Below are 17705 nucleotides of genomic sequence, written 5' to 3'. Positions count from 1 at the left end.
GGCTGATCCACCCCTCGATGTGTGATTTGTGGTTGATTCGACTACATTGACCCGTTGTGCGTAGTGTGACGGGGTGTGACATTGGGGAGTGAGATGACGGAAACGGCCGCCCATCCCGGCCTGACCGCCGGGATGTGGAGCATCGACCCGGCGCATTCGGAGATCACCTTCAGCGTCCGGCACCTCATGACGACGGTGCGCGGGAGCTTCACCGAATTCCGCGGCGGCATCGAGATCGCCGGCGATCCCTTCCTCTCGACCGCGGCCGTCGAGATCGCCATCGAGTCCATCGACACCCGCAACACCGAACGCGACGCCCACGTCCGCTCCTCGGAGATCATGGACGTGGAGCACCACCCGACCATGACCTTCACCGCCACCGGCGTGTCGCCCGCCCGGACCGGCCGCCGGGCCCGCCATCCGCGTTACAACGTCGACGGCGACCTGACCATCCGCGGCGTCACCCGCCCCGTCCGCCTGCTGACGGAGTTCCACGGCACCGGCGTCGACCCCTGGGGCGGCCTGCGGGCCGGGTTCACCGCCTCCACGCGCATCCTGCGATCGGACTTCGGCATCCGGTTCAACCTTCCCCTCCAGGGAGACCGGGTCGTCCTCGGCGACGAGATCGAGATCGGCCTGGAGATCCAGGCCGTCCTGGCCGAGAGCTGACCCGGTCGGCGTCGGCCATCCGGTCTCGTCCTCGCCGGAATCCGCCGGCATCTCCCGGCCGCCGAACCGGCCGGGACGGCAGAGCGCCCAGGCGCACCCCTGTTCCGGCCGCTCAGGCGCTGCCGCGGATGCGCCTCCCCTTCACCCCGGGGCCTTGGTGAAGGCGATGCCGAGCGGGGCGGCGTCCAGCGGCTTGGTGCCAGTGCCGCCCGCGATCGTCGCGATCACCGCGTCCGACGCCGTGCTGATCACCGAGACGCTGCCGGAGAAGACGTTGCCGACCCACACCTCCGCACCGTCCGGGGTGATCGCCACCGACGACGGAAGTTTCCCGACCGCGACCGTACGCCGTACCTTCCGCGTCGCCGTGTCGATCACCGCGACCGCGTTGTCGTTCATCTGGCTCACGTAGGCCCTGGCCCCGTCCGGCGTCACCTCCACGCCCCACGGCTGGTCACCGGCCCGGATGCGGGCGCGCGCCCGGCCGCTCGCCGCGTCGAAGACCGATACCGTGCCCGCCCGCGGCTCCGTCACGTACAGCGTCCGGCCCGCCGGATCCACCGCGATGCCCTGCGGCCCCGCGCCGTCGCGGATCCTGCGGATCACCCGGTCGCTCCGGGTGTCCAGCACCGCGACCCCGGAGTCGAAGGTGACGTACGCCCGCGTCCCGTCCGCCGCGAACACCACCTGCCGGGGCGCCGTACCGACCCGGACCGACCGCACCACCGTGTCCGACCGGGTGTCGATCACCGCGACGGTGTCCGAACCGCCCTTGCCGGTGTCCCCGCCGCCGACCGTCACGTACACCTTGGTCCCGTCCGGGGAGACGGCCACGTCCCTGGGATACGGGCCCACGTGCAGGGACCGCTCCGAACCGGTGGCCGGATCGACGATCAGCACGTCGTACTGACCGGTGTCGGCGACGTACAGCTTCGCGCCGTCCGGGGTCGCCGCGACGCCCTGGGCGGCGTCGGTGGCGATGTTGCTCGCCACGATCCGGTGAGCGGCGACGTCGACGGTCGACACGTTGTACCCGCCGGCCAGCGCCACATAGGCGAGGTACGGGCCGGTCGCGCGGCGCGCCTGCGGTTGCTCGCGCGGTGCCTCCCATTTCGGGCCGCCGGGCGCGCTGTTGCTCGGTCGCGGCCGTGGTCCCTGCCCCGTCAGGCCGAGCGCCGAACCCGCGGGAACGGCGAGGACGACCAGCCCCGCGGCGCCTCCCGCCGCCAGGAGGAGACGCCGCCGTGAGATGTTCTTCGGCACGTTGATATCCCTTCCGCCCTAGACTCGGCCGCGAGGCCGAGGCCGGGGGCCTTTCTCCTGCTGGGGCGGGGTCTGCTCGGCACCCGGGAACTCCGGGGCCGGCAACCGTTCGATCGCCTCGACCGCCTGCGCCAGTTCCCTCTTCGTCCCGGGCAGGTGCGGCGGCCGGCCGTGGACCGGCATCCCCAGCGCGGACGTCATGTCCCCGAACGCCTGCCGGCGCCAGGCGCTGAGGTTCGGCACCGGGACCCCCGTCAGCCGCTCCAGCAGGCGCAGCGTCGAGGTGTGGTCGAACGGCTCACGGGCGACCCAGCCGCCCTGCGTCCAGGGGGAGACGAGGATGCACGGGACACGGAAGCCGCCCCCGACCGGCAGGCCCTGGACGAACTCGTCCGGGGTCCCCGCCGGAGGGACCGGGGGAGGGACGTGGTCGAACAGCCCGTCGTTCTCGTCGTAGTTGAGGATGAACAGTGTCTTGCGCCACACGTCGGGATTGGACGCGATCGCGTCGATCTTGCTGGACACGTAGTCGGCGCCGGCCGCCGGCGTGTAGTCCGGGTGCTCCGACTGGTAGCTCGTCGGAATGATCCAGGAGACCGGCGGCAGCCGGTCATGGGCCGCGTCGTATTCGAACTGGCCCGCGGAGTACGTGCGCAGCCCGTTGCGGAACAAGGGGGAATCGGTCGGGGCGTTCTGGAACGACTCGAAGTACTCGAGAACATTGCACCCGTAATTGTCGACCTCCTGGTAGACCTTCCACTCGATCCCCGCCTCGGTGAGCGCCTCCGGATAGGTCTGCCATTTGTACGGAGCGGGATCCCTGTTACTGATGATGGGGCCACCCTGCGTCCCACCCGGATCGATCGTGCCGCTCATCAGGTAGAGCCGGTTCGGCCATGTCGGCCCCATCACCGAGCAGAAATAGTTGTCGCAGACCGTGAACGACTCGGCCAGCGCGAACTGGAACGGAATGTCCGCGCGGGTGTAATGCCCCATCACGTACGGGCCGTTCACCCCGTCCGCCACCCGGTGCGCCGGCAGCCAGTTGTCCATCTTCCCGTTGTTCCACGCCTGGTGCTGCACCTTCCAGGCGTGGCTGGTCGACGGGATCGCCTGCGCGCTGGTCGTCCGTGTGTCCAGGTGGAACGGCAGGAGGTAGCCCGCCGGGTTCACGGAGTCCGGCTGGTAGAACACCGACCGGCCGGTGCTCAGCGCGATCGCCGCCGGATCCGAGAAACCGCGCACTCCGGGCAGAGTCCCGAAGTAATGGTCGAATGACCGGTTCTCCTGCATAAGGACGACCACGTGCTTGATGTCGGCGAGCCGACCCTTTCCGGGTGATGGCGCATCCGCCATGGCGCGCCGCACATTCGGTGGAAGGAACTCCGCGGCGAACGCCGCCGCGGCCACCGCTCCCGCCGAACCGAACAGGCGGCGACGGCTTATTTCCGGCATCTGACACGCTCCCGTCGAACCGAGGACCACGAAACACCCATAGAAAATGACCCATGAGCGGGGTCGGGTGCAACGCGAACGGATGAACGACTGTCGATGATCAAGCGACGGAAACGTTAATCCGGACAATTAACGACACCCAGAGTCATGGCCATACGTGGACAGAAAAGGCCTATTGCGGCCATTCATGATTAACCGGTGATCAAGGACGCCGGCGGGCGAGGTCGGAGACGGAACGGAGCTGCGGACACGGCGGCGGGCGGCGCTCGAGCGCCCGGCCGGGGAGAACTCCGTCCTGTTCGGAACCGCACGGCCGAACGTGAATACCGACCCCGATGGCGGGCAGGGCTCTTCGGGCACGGCCAGAAAGCTTCACCCGGAGAGGTACCGACCCATGAGCACCAATCTCCAAGGCAAGACCGTCGCCTTCCTCGTCGCGCACGACGGGATCGAACAGGTCGAGCTCACCGAGCCCTGGAAGGCGGTCGAGCAGGCAGGCGGAACCCCGCGCCTGATCTCCACCAGCGGTGGCCGGGTCCAGGCCCGTGACCACCTCGAGAAGGCCGACACCTTCCCCGTGGACGCCACCGTCGACGAGGTGTCCACCGCCGACTTCGACGCGCTCGTGCTCCCCGGCGGCGTCGCCAACCCCGACTTCCTGCGCATGCAGTCGAAGGCCGTCGCCTTCGCCAAGGGCTTCTTCGACCAGGCCAAGCCCGTCGCGGCGATCTGCCACGCGCCCTGGACCCTCGTCGAGGCCGACGTCGTACGGGGCCGGACCCTGACGTCCTGGCCCAGCCTGCGGACCGACATCCGCAACGCGGGCGGCACCTGGGTCGACCAGGAGGTCGCGCGCTGCACCGCCGGCTCCAACACCCTGGTCACCAGCCGCAAGCCTGACGACCTCAAGGCCTTCTGCCAGGAACTCCTCGAGACCTTCGCGGCCTGACCCGGCGCCGACGACACCCGCGCCATCCGCGGGGACGGCCGCCCGGACGTACGGGACGCCGGCCGCCCGCGTCGACACCTTCGCCGGCCCGACTTCCGGATCCGGCTGCCGTTACCCGCATCCCGGCATACCCTCCTTCTAGCCCGAAGGGGGCATTATCGGTTCCTTCGGTCTAGACCAATACGTGAACACTGGGCAACGCCGACCTGCACGAATGCGCGTACTGCCCAGTAACTACCTAGGGTTGTAGCGTGAGTCGCCGAGCAAAGATCGTCAGCACGATAGGTCCCGCCTGTTCCAGCCCGGAACGCATCCAAGCCCTCGTGGAGGCCGGGATCGACGTCGCCCGGCTCAACATGAGCCATGGCACGCAGGAGCAGCACGAGGAGGTCTACGGATATCTCCGGGAGGCCTCCCACGCCACCGGCCACAGCGTCGGCATCCTCGCCGACCTCCAGGGCCCCAAGATCAGGCTCGGCCGGTTCGCCGACGGCCCGGTCCGGCTGACCCTCGGCGACGAGTTCACCGTCACCACCGAGGACGTCCCCGGCGACCGCGGCCAGGTCTCCACCACGTACGGCGGGCTCCCCGGCGACGTCGCGCCCGGTGACACGATCCTCATCGACGACGGCCGCGTCGTCCTCAACGTCACCGCCGTCGACGGCCCCCGCGTCCGCACCCGCGTCCTCGTCGGCGGCATGGTCTCCGACCACAAGGGCCTCAACCTCCCCGGCGTCGCCGTCAGCGTCCCCGCCCTCACCGAGAAGGACCAGGACGACCTCCGCTTCGCCCTCCACCTCGGCGTCGACATGGTCGCCCTGTCCTTCGTGCGCAGCCCCGACGACGCCACGGCCGCCCGCCGCATCATGGAGGAGGAGGGGCGCACCGTCCCCCTCCTCGCCAAGATCGAGAAGCCGCAGGCCGTCGACCATCTCGAAGAGATCGTCGAAGCCTTCGACGGCATCATGGTCGCCCGCGGCGACCTGGGCGTCGAGCTGCCGCTCGAGCAGGTGCCCATCGTCCAGAAGCGCGCCATCGAGCTCACCCGCGAGAAGGCCCGCCCGGTCATCGTCGCCACCCAGATGCTCGAATCGATGATCACCGCGCCCCGCCCCACCCGCGCCGAGACCTCCGACGTCGCCAACGCCGTCTTCGAAGGCGCCGACGCCGTCATGCTCTCCGGCGAGACCAGCGTCGGCGACTACCCCATCGAGTCCGTCCAGACCATGGGCCGCATCGTCGTCGCCGCCGAGGAGCACACCCTCCGCGCCACCCACTCCCTCGACCGCGTCCCCGAGACCGTCGGCGGCGCCATCGCACGCGCCGCCGCCGAGGTAGGCGCCACCGTCGGCGCCAAGGCCCTGGTCGCCTTCACCATGAGCGGCGAGACCGCGCGACGCCTGTCCCGCTACCGCTCGCCGATCCCCCTGCTGGCCTTCACCGCCCGCCCCGAGACCCGCAGCCAGCTGGCCCTCGTCTGGGGCGTCGAGACCTTCATCGTCCCCGAGGTCTTCCACACCGACGAGATGGTCCGCCAGGTCGAAGCCGCCGTCCTCGAGATCGGCCGCCTCCAGAAGGGTGACCGCGTCGTCATCGTCGCCGGCTCCCCGCCCGGCACCCCCGGCTCCACCAACGCCCTGCGCGTCCACCGCATCGGCGACGCCATCGCCACCCACCCGTCGCCCTGACCCGGATCACCCTCGGGTGCCGAGCGGGGGCTGGAACGGCCTGGAGCTCCACCCCGGCCTGACCCGAACCGCATCCTCACGGCCGCACCGGCCCGGACCCTCCCGTCGGGAGGGTCCGGGCCGGCGGTCATTCACCGTGGCCGCCCGGCCGCCCACCCTCGCCGTACGCGCCTACGAGCGCCCGGTCTGACCCCTCGGCCCGGTGCGCCCGCCGTCGCCGTCCCACCGGGCGCTGACGGCCGTCGACGTTTGGTACGGAAGTCGGGGAGGGGCATGCTGGAGTCATGAGTGAAGACAACAGCACCCCGCCGCAGGACGACGCCCAGCCCGGCCGACCCGACCGCTGGCACTCCCTCCCCGAGCGACCCCACCCGGAGGACCTCCAGGCCGAGCACCGCGACCCGGCCGTCCCCGGCTCGGTCCTCGACGCGCCGGACGCCGAGAAGGAGTTCTTCATCCGCCACGCGACCTGATCAGTACTTCGGCCCCACGAACTCGTCCAACCGCGCCACCGCCTCACGCCGAGCGACCGAGATCGTCTTCCGGTTGGACTGCTTCCACGCGATCCCGAGGAGATCGAGCGCATCGGTGAACAGCCGCCGGATGTCCACCGACTCGTTGACGAAGAAGTAGCGGGGGTACTCGTACCAGCGGTCGCCGCTCTTCAACGGCCGCCGTACGCGATTCATCGAGCGGCATCCGTCCGAATGGATCAGCCCGCGGATGAACTCCTCGGTGAATTCCGCGACGATCTCCTCCTGCCACGGTTGCAGCGCGATTTTCCGTGTGTGCTTCATCCCGGGCCCATGCTGAGGGAACAGGCACGCCCAATGTTTCGAGTAGCTGTTGACCAGAGTGCAGCCGGTCCGCTGGAGACGACCTACCGAGGAATTAGGCATCACCGTCGCCATCGCCTCGGCTGCTGCCTCTATGAGCCCAGGCCAGTCGTCGCAGCAGGCGATGCCAAGGCGAAGCACCTCTCGGCGGTGATGGGCGATATGTCCGTCTCCGAGGTACAGGCCCAGTAAGTAGGAATAGGCTCGAAGATCGAGTGGGCGATTGCTGCACCGTGGGCACGTAGTCGTTGGGTCGGTGAGTGGGTATGAGCGCCGGTTGCCGTACTTCCAGTGGCGGAAGGCGCCAACCGAGACGCCGCACATTTCAGCAACCGCGCGGTCGGAAAACCCTTGCCGGGACAGGGCGAGCGCTTGATCGACGATTTGCCTGTCGTACATACGCCGCAGTGTTGCACTGGGCTACGACAAAACCGCCGTCCGTAATGGACGGCGGTTTTCTTTGGTGCCCCGAGTGGGATTCGAACCCACACTGTGCAGGTTTTGAATCTGCTGCCTACTGCCGATTGGGCTATCGGGGCCTATTTCGTTCTATTCGATTATATGTCCAGATTTGGGGCTTGCTGTGCGATGCCCCGACCCGGGTCGGGTACCAGGGTAGCGGGTCCGGGTACGCTCGTGCGCGTGACCGAGAGCGCGCGTCGTGTGGTGATCGCTGAGGATGAGGCCCTGATCAGGCTGGATCTCAAGGAGATGTTGGAAGAAGACGGGTATGAGGTCGTGGGTGAGGCCGGGGACGGGGAGACGGCCGTCCGCCTGACGATGGACCTGGTGCCGGACCTGACGATCCTCGACGTGAAGATGCCGATCCTGGACGGGATCTCGGCGGCGGAGCGGATCGCCGCGAGCCGGACCGCGCCGGTGGTCATCCTGACGGCGTTCTCCCAGCGGGAGCTGGTCGAGAGGGCGCGCGAGGCCGGAGCCATGGCCTACCTCGTGAAGCCGTTCACGAAGGCCGATCTCGTGCCCGCCATCGAGATGGCGATGAGCAGGTTCCAGGAGATCAAGAGTCTCGAGGCCGAGGTGAGCTCCCTGGAGGACCGGCTGGAGACGCGGAAGCTGGTCGATCGGGCCAAGGGGCTGTTGCAGAGCGCGCACGGCTGGTCGGAGCCGGACTCGTTCCGGTGGATCCAGAAGACCTCGATGGACCGCCGGCTGTCGATGCGCGCGGTGGCGGAGGCGGTCATCGCGGGTGGGGCGGGCGAGGCCGTCGGCGGGTCGACCGAATAGCGAGGCGCTCCGCGTCCGTTAACGCGGCTGATATACGGAGACCTGGATAACTACGGAGCGTTGCTGTCCGTAACGGAAACCGGCCTGTTAGGCCACGGACCAGTAACGAAGCAGTAACACCCTGGCTGGAGGGCTACTGCTCGTACCCAGGGCTCGGTGTACTACCCCCCGAGGCCCCCAGGAAACGTGTAATTCGCCCGCATCGACTCCACGACCTGGGTGCAAAGACGTACCTGATCCAGGGCGATTCGGACGGAAGGAACAGCTACCTTGCGGAGCAGATTGATTAAGGTCGTCGGCGTGGTGGCGGCGAGCGCGACACTGGCGCTCGGCGCGTCCGCGTGTGGTGGCAAGTCCAAGAGTGGCGGTGGCGACACCGTCACGATCGGATTCATGGGCGACCTGACCGGTGAGAACTCCGGCCTGGTGATCCCCCCCAAGCAGGGCGCGCAGCTGGCCATCGACCAGTACAACGCGACGAACCCGAAGGTCAAGATCACCCTCAAGACCTACGACAGCCAGGGCAAGGGCGAGCAGGCGGTCCCGCTGGCCAAGCAGGCGATCACCAAGGACAAGATCGCCGCTCTGATCGGCCCGACGTTCTCCGGCGAGTCGGCCCAGGCCGACCCGGTGCTGGAAGAGGGCAAGGTCCCGAACATCTCCTCCTCGGCGACCAACGCGGCGCTGGCGACGCACGGCTGGAAGTTCTGGCACCGCGTCATCGGCAACGACAACGTGCAGGGCACCGGGATCGGCGAGTTCATCAGCAACTCGCTGAAGGCCAAGAAGGTCTTCGTCATCAATGACAGCTCGGAGTACGGCAAGCCGCTCGCCGAGACGGTGAAGGCCACGGTGACGAAGGGCGGCGCCCAGACCTCCGAGGACGCGATCGACGTCCAGGCCTCGGACTACGGCGCGACGGTCAACAAGGTGAAGGCTTTCGCGCCGGACGCGATCTTCTTCGGCGGTTACTACGCCCAGGGCGGCAAGCTGATCAAGCAGCTGCGCGAGGGCGGCGTGAAGGCGCGCTTCCTGTCCGGTGACGGCTCGCTGGACAAGGGTCTGGCGCAGGGTGCCGGCGGCACGAACGCCGACGGTTCGGTCATCGGCTGCCCGTGCCTGATCGACCCGAGTGGTACGGCGAGCGCGGCCAGCAAGAAGTTCGCCGTTGACTACAAGGCGAAGTTCAACGCGGACCCGGCGATCTACTCGGCCGAGGGCTACGACGCGGCCACCGCGTACATCGAGGCGATCAAGGCGGGCAACACGACGCCGGAGAAGATCAACGACTACCTGTCGACGATCGACAAGCCGGGCGTCTCGAAGGAGATCAAGTTCAGCAGCACCGGTGAGCCGACCGCGACGGACGTCTACGTCTACCAGGTCAAGGGCGACCAGCTGCCGCTGCTGGGCAATGCCAAGAACGCGACGGTCAAGTAGTCCGCCTGCCAGACGGCGGCCTTGAGATAAGCGCAGGGGCGGGAGCGACACGTGCGCTCCCGCCCCTGCGGCAAAGGCGACCACATTGAACAATCTCTTCAGTCAATTCTGGCCGTACACCATTGACGGCCTGTCACTTGGCGCGATCTACGCGCTGGTGGCGCTCGGGTACACGATGGTCTACGGCGTTCTGCGTCTGATCAACTTCGCGCACTCCGAGATCTTCATGATCGGGACGTTCGCGGCCCTGGGGACCCTGCACCTGATCGGCATGCCGGCCAACGTGGGCGGCTTCGCCCTGGTGGGACTGGTCCTGCTGCTCGCGGTGGCGGGCGGTGTCGCGTCGGGCGGCAGCGCGGTGATCCTCGAGTACGTGGCGTACCGGCCGTTGCGGCGGCGCGGGGCGTCACGCCTCGCGGCGCTGATCTCGGCGATCGGCGCGTCACTGTTCCTGCAGCAGCTGTTCGCGCGGCTGGTGATCCCGAAGGCGTTCGGCCTGCCGAAGGAGAAGGGCGCCCTGCCGGTCCAGGGACACTTCGCGCACAAGAGCGATGTGATCCACATCGGCAGTTTCGAGCTGTCCAACGACAAGCTCATCGTGATCGTCGGCGCGGTGCTCATGATGATCGCGCTGGACATGTTCGTGAACCGGACGAAGCTCGGCCGCGGGATCCGCGCCACGGCGCAGGACCCGGAGACCGCGGTGCTGATGGGCGTCAACATCGACCGGATCGTGACCGCGACGTTCGCGCTCGGCGGTGCGATGGCGGGTGTCGCGGCGGCCCTGTACATGCTGCGGTTCGAGGAGACGAGGTTCGACGTCGGGTTCCTACTGGGCATCAAGGCGTTCACGGCCGCGGTACTGGGCGGCATCGGCAATCTCCGCGGTGCGCTGGTCGGCGGTATCGTCCTCGGCCTGATCGAGATGTACGGCGCCGCGGTGTTCGGCTCCCAATGGCAGGACGTCGTGGCATTCAGCGTTCTGGTCCTTGTCCTCATGTTCCGTCCCACCGGCCTTCTCGGTGAGTCTCTCCAGCAGGCGCGCGCATGAACGATTCGACCAACACGAACCCGCTCACCCGTATGCGGGGTGGGTACACCTCGTTCTCCGACTCGATCCATGACCGATGGGCGACCGCTCCGCGCTGGGCGCGCTGGGTCGTCTATCTGCTGCTGATCGTGCTGGCGATCGCTCTGCCGGCGGACGGCATCGGCAGCTTCATGTCGCCGTACACCGACTGGCCGACGCTGCTGTTCTTCCCGATCGGCGGGTACATCCTGCTGGCGATCGGCCTGAACGTCGTGGTGGGGCAGGCGGGCATGCTCGACCTGGGCTACGTCGCCTTCTTCGCGATCGGCGGCTACGGGATGGCCGTCTTCGGGACGAAGTACGGCTGGAGCTTCTGGGAGATCCTGGTCGTCGGCGTGCTGCTGTCGGCGCTGTCGGGCATCCTCCTGGGCGCTCCGACGCTGCGGCTGCGCGGTGACTACCTGGCGATCGTGACGCTCGGGTTCGGGGAGATCGTCCGTAAGACGGCGAACAACTGGAACTACATCGGCGGTCCGAACGGCATCGGTGGTATTCCGCATCCGCCGACGCTGACCGAGTGGACGATCCCGGACAACGGGTTGTTCGACGCGATCGGGATCGGCGGGGTCCAGCCGTTCAAGTACGGTGCGCTGGACGGCAAGCCGTACTACTACCTGATGCTCGTACTGATCATCCTGGCGATCGTCTTCGTGAAGCGGCTGGAGGCCAGCCGCGTCGGCCGGGCGTGGGCCTCGATCCGGGAGGACGAGGACGCGGCCGAGCTGATGGGCGTTCCGACGTTCAAGTTCAAGCTGGCGGCGTTCGCGATCGGCGCGGCGATCGGCGGTGCGGGCGGCGTGATGTACGCGTCGCAGGCGGTGTCGATCATTCCGACGAACTTCCCGTTCATCCTGTCGGCGACGATCCTGGCGGCGGTGGTCCTGGGCGGCTCGGGCAATCTGCCCGGTGTCATCCTGGGGGCGTTCCTGGTGGCGTGGATCCCGGAGCGGATCCGTGGCCTTCAGGAGTACCGCGTGCTGGTGTTCGGCGCGGTGCTGGTCATCCTGATGATCTTCCGGCCGGAGGGTCTGTTGCCGTCGCGGCGTCGCAAGGCGGAGCTCGCCGAGGGCGAGGGCGGCATGGGCAGCATGGGTGCCGAGGTCGGCGGTCCGGTGACCGTCGGCGCTGGTGAGGGAGTCGAATGAGCGAGACGGCAGCCGTTCCGGCGGAGAAGAAGGCCGGTGTGCCGACGCTGGAGCTCCGCGGCATCACGATGCGCTTCGGCGGTGTCGTCGCGATCAACGATCTCAACCTGACCATCAACGAGGGTGAGATCTTCGCGCTGATCGGTCCGAACGGCGCGGGCAAGACCACGGTGTTCAACGTGGTCACCGGGGTCTATCAGCCGACCGAGGGCCAGGTGGTCTTCCAGGATTCTCGGATCGACGGCAAGAAGCGGTTCCAGGTCACGAAGCGCGGCGTCGCGCGTACGTTCCAGAACGTCCGGCTGTTCCACAACATGTCGGCGATGGAGAACGTGTTGGTGGGCGCGGACGCGCACCACCGCACCGGGCTGGCCGGGGCGGCTCTCGGGCTGCCGTGGCACCGCCGGGAGGAGCGCGACGGCCGGGCCAAGGCCCGCGAGCTGATGGAGTTCGTCGGGATCGGCCACCGCATGGAGGAGACGGCGAAGAACCTGCCGTACGGCGACCAGCGGCGGCTGGAGATCGCGCGTGCGCTGGCGACGGATCCGAAGCTGCTGCTGCTGGACGAGCCGGCCGCCGGGATGAACCCGACGGAGAAGGAGGAGCTGCAGGGGCTGATCAAGAGGATCCGGGACACCGGGCGTACGGTGCTGCTGATCGAGCACGACATGAGCCTGATCATGGGCATCAGCGACCGGATCGCCGTCCTGGACTTCGGCCAGAAGATCGCTGAGGGTCTGCCCGCCGAGATCCAGAACAACCAGCGGGTCATCGAGGCGTACCTGGGGGTCCCGGCCGATGCTTCTTGAGATCAAGGACATCCACGTCCACTACGGCAAGATCGCGGCTCTCAAGGGCGTGTCCGTGGAGGTCGACGAGGGTGAGATCGTCACGCTGATCGGCGCGAACGGCGCGGGCAAGACGACGACGCTCAAGACGATCTCGGGGCTGCGCCCGCTGACACGCGGCCAGATCCTGTTCGGCGGTAAGGACATCAGCAAGGTGCCGGGGCACAAGCGGGTGCTGATGGGCATCGGGCAGTCGCCCGAGGGCCGTGGCATCTTCCCCGGCATGACGGTCGTGGAGAACCTCTCCATGGGCGCGTACGCGCGCCGGGACGAGGCGGACAAGGACCTCGCCGAGGTCTACGAACTGTTCCCGCGGCTGGCCGAGCGCAAGAACCAGGCGGGCGGCACGATGTCCGGTGGCGAGCAGCAGATGCTGGCGATCGGCCGGGCGTTGATGACCAAGCCGAAGGTCCTGTTGCTGGACGAGCCGTCGATGGGTCTGGCGCCGAAGCTGATCCAGCAGATCTTCGAGATCATCACGGAGATCAACCGGCGGGGCACGACGGTGCTGCTCGTGGAGCAGAACGCCCAGCAGGCGCTCCAGGTCGCGCATCGTGCGTACGTCCTGGAGACGGGCAAGGTGGTCAAGTCGGCGGAGGCGAGCGCGTTGCTCGACGATCCGCAGGTGCGCGCGGCGTACCTCGGTGGCGGCGCGGAGGCGGCCGCCGGTCCGGGCGACTGACCGGACCTGCGGCATCGGGGGTGGCGGCTCGCGGTTGCGGGTCGCCACCCCCGCGTCTTTTCAGGGGCCGTCTCGTCGCTTCGGGCGCGCGACCCCGCGTGGTTCACGTCAGGGGGATGTCGACGGGGTTCTTGGCGCCGGCGACGGGCGCGCCCTTGAGCTGGTCGGCGAGCCGGGACGAGGAGGGGTCGCCGAGGACCCTGAGGGCCCGTACGCGCGCGTTCGCGGGCACGTCGAACCACAGGTCGAAGGCGCGCATCTCCTGGGAGGCGATGGACTGTATGCCATTGGGCGCCCGGGAGATCTGCATCGCGTCGTAGCTGGGGGCGTGCGCGGCGCCGTCGGTGGTGACGAGGAGCTGGCGGTAGGGGTTGAAGTCGTGGCGTTCACGGCCGTGGTCGACCATGAGGAGGCGGACGCGGACGAACTGGCCGTGCGCGATCCAGCTGCCGTGGGAGCCGATGACCTCGGGGATCTTGGTGCCGAGCCCGATCGCGGTGTAGCTGACCTCGCCGATGGTGGCGGTCTTGCCGGTCAGCGCCTTCTCGTGCTCGGGGAGGGGTTGCGGTGGGAGGTGGTAGTCGCGGGCGGGATGGCCGCAGCCGACGGCTAGGGCCAGGGCGGCGAGCGACGCCACGGTACGGATCCGGGGCCGGCGCCGTGTGAGGACGCCGGGTGTGATCGCGAATGGGCGCACAGCGCGACCGTACGGGGCGGAAGCGGCCGTGCGAAGACCCTGTGGCCGACGCGCAAGGCGCCTGTGGCCGAATCGAGACCGTGGACGACAATGAGCCCGGAGCGCCTTTGGTGCCGTACGGCCTGGTGGCCTCTGCAGGCCTTCCCCGGCCCTGCAGGGGAACCGGGTCGTACGTTTTCTACTCAGCGCTCCGGGCTCTTGCCCTCCAACGGTAGCGAGACTGGAGTGACTGGTGCAAAAGATGCGAGAAATCTATGGCTGATCGCGGATGGCGCAGGTGAGTCTGGCGGTGCAGACGCGGCGGTCCTGCTCGTCGGTGATGACGATGTCGTAGGTGGCCAGGGTGCGCCCGCCGTGCAGGCGGGTGGCCACCGCGGTGACGTGTCCGCTGGTGGCGGAGCGGTGATGCGTGGCGTTGATCTCGATGCCGAGGGCGATGCGCCCCGGTCCGGCGTGCAGCGCCGCGCCGACGGAGCCGGTGGACTCGGCGAGCACGCAGGAGGCGCCGCCGTGCAGGACGCCGTACGGCTGGGTGTTGCCCTTGACGGGCATGCGGGCCACGACGCGCTCGGGGCTCGCCTCGAGGAGCTCGACGCCCATCGCCGTGGCGAGGTCCCCACGTGGGTCCACGCCGAGATCGTTCGCGGGGCCGCCGCCGGCGTCGCTCATGAAACCTCCATCACCTGCTCAGAACTGTCGCACCCGAAGACTAGGCTGCTGGCGTGGTGACGACGGAAGCGACCTCTGAAAACGCGCGCCTGCTGCTCCTGGACGGCCATTCCCTGGCCTATCGGGCGTTCTTCGCGCTGCCCATCGAGAACTTCTCGACCACGACGGGTCAGCCGACCAACGCGGTGTACGGCTTCACGTCGATGTTGATCAATGTGCTGCGCGACGAGGCGCCCACGCACGTCGGGGTGTGCTTCGACCGGTCGGAGCCGACGTTCCGGCACGAGGCCTACGTCGAGTACAAGGCGAACCGGCGGGAGACGCCGGACGACTTCCGCAGCCAGATCAGCCTGATCTTCGAGGTGCTCGACGCACTGCGCATCCCGCGGCTGTCCGTAGCGGGCTTCGAGGCCGACGACCTGATCGCCACGCTCGCCACGCGCGCCGTCGAGCAGGGCATGGACGTGGCGATCGTCAGCGGCGACCGGGACGCCTTCCAGCTGGTCGGCCCGCACTGCACGGTGCTCTACCCGCGCAAGGGCGTGTCCGACCTGGCCCGCATGACGCCGGCGGCGGTCGAGGAGAAGTACGGCGTGCCGCCGGAGCGGCACCGGCAGCTGACCGCCCTGGTGGGGGAGACCAGCGACAACCTGCCGGGCGTGCCCGGCGTGGGCCCCAAGACCGCCGCGAAGTGGATCGCCAAGTACGACGGGCTCGACGGGGTGATCGCGAACGTCGAGGAGATCACGGGCAAGGCCGGCGCGAGCCTGCGCGAGCACCTCGGCGAGGTCATGCGCAACTACCAGGTCAACGAGCTGATCTGCGACGTGCCCCTGGACCAGGCCCCGACCGAGCTGACGATCGGCCAGTGGGATCGCGACGAGATCCACACCCTGTTCGACACCCTGCAGTTCCGGGTGCTGCGGGAGCGGCTGTACGCCACGCTGTCGGCGGTCGAGCCGGAGGCGGAGGAGGGGTTCGAGGTCGAGATGGCCCGGCCCGGACCGGGCGAGGTCGCCGCGTGGCTGGCCGAGCACGCGAGCGGTGAGGGCCGGGTCGGCGTCGCCGTCACCGGCACGTGGGGGCGGGGCACCGGCGACATCACCGGCATCGCCCTGGCCGCGCGGGACGGCGCGGGCGCGTTCCTCGACCCGGTGGAGCTCCCGGAGGACGACGAGCGGGCCCTGGCCGCGTGGCTGGCCGACCCGAAGCGGCCAAAGGCGATCCACGACGCCAAGGGCCCGATGCTGGCGTTCGCCGCGCGCGGCATGTGGCTCGACGGCGTGACCAGCGACACGGCGCTGGCCGCCTACCTCGCGCTGCCCGGCCAGCGCTCCTTCGACCTGGGCGATCTGGTCCTGCGCTACCTGCACCGGGAGCTGCGCAAGGAGGCCGACGACGGCGGCCAGCTGACGATCGACGGCTCCGGCGAGCAGGAGGCCGCCTTCGACCTGGCCGTACGGGCACGGGCGATCGTCGATCTCGCCGAGGCGCTCGACGCGGACCTGGAGCGGCGGGGCGCGACCCGGCTGCTGCAGGAGGTGGAGCTGCCGCTCGTCGAGGTCCTGGCGGGCCTGGAGCGCGTCGGCATCGCCCTGGACATCGACTACCTGGCGAAGCTGTCGGCGACCTTCGGCGCGGAGGTCAAGGCGATGGAGGAGGGCGCCTGGGAGGCGATCGGGCACGAGTTCAACCTCGGGTCGCCCAAGCAGATCCAGCAGGTGCTGTTCGAGGAGCTGCAGCTGCCGAAGACGCGCCGCACCAAGACCGGTTACACCACCGACTCCGACGCGCTGACGAGCCTGTTCGCCCAGACCGCCCATCCGGTGCTGGAGCATCTGCTGCGGCACCGGGAGGTGGCCAAGCTCAAGAGCATGGTCGACTCGCTGATCCCGATGGCCGACGAGGACCGGCGCATTCACACGACGTTCGGGCAGATGGTCGCGGCGACCGGCCGGCTGTCCTCGGCCGATCCGAACCTCCAGAACATCCCGATCCGCACGGCCGAGGGCCGGCAGATCCGTGAGGGGTTCATGGTCGGCGAGGGGTACGAATGCCTGCTCACCGCCGACTACAGCCAGATCGAGCTGCGGATCATGGCGCACCTGTCGGAGGACGCCGCGCTGATCGACGCGTTCGGGTCCGGCGCGGACTTCCACACGATCACCGCGTCGCGGGTGTTCGACCTGCCGCCCGAGCAGATCGACAACGAGCTGCGGTCGCGGATCAAGGCGATGAACTACGGCCTGGCCTACGGCCTGTCGGCGTTCGGGCTGTCGCAGCAGTTGCGGATCACGCCCGACGAGGCGAGGGCGCTGATGGCGGAGTACTTCGAGCAGTTCGGCGGGGTCCGCGACTACCTGCGGGACATCGTGGTCAAGGCCCGCCACGACGGCTACACCGAGACGATCATGGGGCGGCGTCGCTACCTGCCGGACCTGACGTCGGACAACCGGCAGCGCCGGGAGATGGCCGAGCGGATGGCCCTCAACGCGCCGATCCAGGGGTCGGCGGCCGACATCATCAAGGTCGCGATGCTGAACGTCGATCGGGCGATGCGCGCGGCCGGGCTGCGGTCGCGGATGCTGCTGCAGGTCCACGACGAGCTCATCTTCGAGGTGGCGCCCGGCGAGCTGGACGCGCTGCGGACCCTCGTGCGCGAGCAGATGGGCGGGGCGTACGACCTGCGCGTGCCGCTGGAGGTCTCCATGGGCACCGGCCGTACCTGGCAGGACGCCGGCCACTGACGCGGCCCGTGGAGTCCTGAGGAGCGCCCCCGGCGGGACGCCGCCGGGGCTGGTCCGCCCCCGTGCGCCCGCCTATGGCGGACGCGCCTGCGGCCCGTGTCGCCCGCGTACTCGGATGGGTGCACGCCTCCCCGGCCGTCCTGCCCGTGTGTCGGGTACGGCGGACGCGCCTGCGGCCCGCGTCCGCCCGCGGGCTCGCTTACGGCGGACCCCCTGCCCGGGGCGGCACGGCCGCCGCCGCGGCGGTGGGCGGGGCGGGGGGTTGCAAGCTCCCGTGAG

Annotated in this window: 16 protein-coding genes and 1 tRNA gene; 11 read left to right on the top strand and 6 right to left on the bottom strand. The window is 69.0% G+C overall.

Features of this window, described 5'->3' with window-relative positions; translation table 11 throughout:
- Positions 1-93 precede the first annotated feature (93 nt).
- Positions 94-669: a YceI family protein gene (locus NE236_RS42435; RefSeq protein ID WP_252847993.1), complete on the top strand. Its 576-nt coding sequence runs from the start codon at positions 94-96 to the stop codon at positions 667-669.
- A gap of 141 nt (positions 670-810) precedes the next feature.
- On the opposite strand, the gene NE236_RS44865 is transcribed toward NE236_RS42435, so the two are convergent.
- Together NE236_RS44865 and NE236_RS42425 are read right to left on the bottom strand one after the other, a co-directional pair.
- On the bottom strand, positions 811-1932 hold the full coding sequence (locus NE236_RS44865; RefSeq protein ID WP_252847992.1) for a YncE family protein: 1122 nt from the start codon (positions 1930-1932) through the stop codon (positions 811-813).
- Between the two features lie 18 nt (positions 1933-1950).
- Positions 1951-3387, bottom strand: coding sequence for an alkaline phosphatase family protein (locus NE236_RS42425; protein WP_252847991.1), 1437 nt, complete (start codon positions 3385-3387; stop codon positions 1951-1953).
- 394 nt (positions 3388-3781) lie between these two features.
- On the opposite strand from NE236_RS42425, the gene NE236_RS42420 reads away from it, so the two are divergent.
- From NE236_RS42420 to NE236_RS42410, 3 genes are all read left to right on the top strand, one after another.
- Positions 3782-4336 (top strand): type 1 glutamine amidotransferase domain-containing protein, encoded by a 555-nt coding sequence (locus tag NE236_RS42420; protein ID WP_252847990.1) that lies wholly within the window; start codon positions 3782-3784, stop codon positions 4334-4336.
- A 251-nt stretch (positions 4337-4587) separates the two neighbouring features.
- On the top strand, positions 4588-6024 hold the full coding sequence (gene pyk / locus NE236_RS42415) for a pyruvate kinase (protein WP_252847989.1): 1437 nt from the start codon (positions 4588-4590) through the stop codon (positions 6022-6024).
- Between the two features lie 284 nt (positions 6025-6308).
- Complete coding sequence (locus NE236_RS42410) at positions 6309-6497, top strand: hypothetical protein (RefSeq protein WP_252847988.1); 189 nt, start codon at positions 6309-6311, stop codon at positions 6495-6497.
- Here NE236_RS42410 and NE236_RS42405 read toward each other — a convergent pair whose 3' ends face one another.
- Together NE236_RS42405 and NE236_RS42400 are read right to left on the bottom strand one after the other, a co-directional pair.
- Positions 6498-7259, bottom strand: coding sequence for a protein-tyrosine phosphatase family protein (locus tag NE236_RS42405; RefSeq protein ID WP_252847987.1), 762 nt, complete (start codon positions 7257-7259; stop codon positions 6498-6500). It lies immediately after the preceding gene.
- 62 nt (positions 7260-7321) lie between these two features.
- Positions 7322-7399: transfer RNA gene (locus NE236_RS42400), tRNA-Leu, on the bottom strand.
- Positions 7400-7523: 124 nt separating this feature from the next.
- Between NE236_RS42400 and NE236_RS42395 the strand changes: the two genes are divergently transcribed.
- From NE236_RS42395 to NE236_RS42370, 6 genes are all read left to right on the top strand, one after another.
- The gene (locus NE236_RS42395) at positions 7524-8108 is read left to right on the top strand and encodes an ANTAR domain-containing response regulator (RefSeq protein WP_252848013.1); all 585 of its coding nucleotides are present in this window, start codon (positions 7524-7526) and stop codon (positions 8106-8108) included.
- Between the two features lie 270 nt (positions 8109-8378).
- Entirely contained in the window at positions 8379-9548 is a 1170-nt protein-coding gene (locus tag NE236_RS42390) for a branched-chain amino acid ABC transporter substrate-binding protein (RefSeq protein WP_252847986.1), read from the top strand.
- Positions 9549-9633: 85 nt separating this feature from the next.
- The gene (locus NE236_RS42385; RefSeq protein WP_252847985.1) at positions 9634-10599 is read left to right on the top strand and encodes a branched-chain amino acid ABC transporter permease; all 966 of its coding nucleotides are present in this window, start codon (positions 9634-9636) and stop codon (positions 10597-10599) included.
- A complete protein-coding gene (locus tag NE236_RS42380; RefSeq protein ID WP_372494535.1) occupies positions 10596-11783 on the top strand; it encodes a branched-chain amino acid ABC transporter permease in 1188 nt (395 codons plus the stop codon). Before NE236_RS42385 ends, NE236_RS42380 begins: the two co-directional genes overlap by 4 nt.
- Entirely contained in the window at positions 11780-12592 is an 813-nt protein-coding gene (locus NE236_RS42375) for an ABC transporter ATP-binding protein (RefSeq protein ID WP_252847984.1), read from the top strand. Before NE236_RS42380 ends, NE236_RS42375 begins: the two co-directional genes overlap by 4 nt.
- Complete coding sequence (locus NE236_RS42370; RefSeq protein ID WP_252847983.1) at positions 12582-13313, top strand: ABC transporter ATP-binding protein; 732 nt, start codon at positions 12582-12584, stop codon at positions 13311-13313. The genes NE236_RS42375 and NE236_RS42370 overlap by 11 nt, the downstream gene beginning before the upstream one ends.
- Positions 13314-13416: 103 nt before the next feature.
- Here NE236_RS42370 and NE236_RS42365 read toward each other — a convergent pair whose 3' ends face one another.
- On the bottom strand, positions 13417-14010 hold the full coding sequence (locus NE236_RS42365; RefSeq protein WP_252847982.1) for a DUF4352 domain-containing protein: 594 nt from the start codon (positions 14008-14010) through the stop codon (positions 13417-13419).
- 252 nt (positions 14011-14262) lie between these two features.
- Complete coding sequence (locus tag NE236_RS42360) at positions 14263-14679, bottom strand: PaaI family thioesterase (RefSeq protein WP_372494534.1); 417 nt, start codon at positions 14677-14679, stop codon at positions 14263-14265.
- 53 nt (positions 14680-14732) lie between these two features.
- Here NE236_RS42360 and polA point away from each other — a divergent pair, with 53 nt between their 5' ends.
- Positions 14733-17426: a DNA polymerase I gene (gene polA, locus NE236_RS42355; protein ID WP_252847981.1), complete on the top strand. Its 2694-nt coding sequence runs from the start codon at positions 14733-14735 to the stop codon at positions 17424-17426.
- Positions 17427-17705: the final 279 nt, after the last annotated feature.

It is taken from the genome of Actinoallomurus purpureus (assembly GCF_024055795.1).
GTDB classification, from domain to species: domain Bacteria; phylum Actinomycetota; class Actinomycetes; order Streptosporangiales; family Streptosporangiaceae; genus Actinoallomurus; species Actinoallomurus purpureus.
The sequence above is the reverse complement of the archived record's forward strand: the minus strand, read 5'-3'. Positions and strand labels throughout refer to the sequence as shown.

Bases quoted from the DNA above. Each gene is read 5' to 3' on its own strand.
- NE236_RS42435 (WP_252847993.1), top strand. From the start codon at position 94: ATGACGGAAACGGCCGCCCATCCCGGCCTGACCGCCGGGATGTGGAGC.
- NE236_RS42425 (WP_252847991.1), bottom strand. From the start codon at position 3,387: ATGCCGGAAATAAGCCGTCGCCGCCTGTTCGGTTCGGCGGGAGCGGTG.
- NE236_RS42420 (WP_252847990.1), top strand. From the start codon at position 3,782: ATGAGCACCAATCTCCAAGGCAAGACCGTCGCCTTCCTCGTCGCGCAC.
- NE236_RS42410 (WP_252847988.1), top strand. From the start codon at position 6,309: ATGAGTGAAGACAACAGCACCCCGCCGCAGGACGACGCCCAGCCCGGC.
- NE236_RS42405 (WP_252847987.1), bottom strand. From the start codon at position 7,259: ATGTACGACAGGCAAATCGTCGATCAAGCGCTCGCCCTGTCCCGGCAA.
- NE236_RS42380 (WP_372494535.1), top strand. From the start codon at position 10,596: ATGAACGATTCGACCAACACGAACCCGCTCACCCGTATGCGGGGTGGG.
- NE236_RS42375 (WP_252847984.1), top strand. From the start codon at position 11,780: ATGAGCGAGACGGCAGCCGTTCCGGCGGAGAAGAAGGCCGGTGTGCCG.
- NE236_RS42370 (WP_252847983.1), top strand. From the start codon at position 12,582: ATGCTTCTTGAGATCAAGGACATCCACGTCCACTACGGCAAGATCGCG.
- NE236_RS42360 (WP_372494534.1), bottom strand. From the start codon at position 14,679: ATGAGCGACGCCGGCGGCGGCCCCGCGAACGATCTCGGCGTGGACCCA.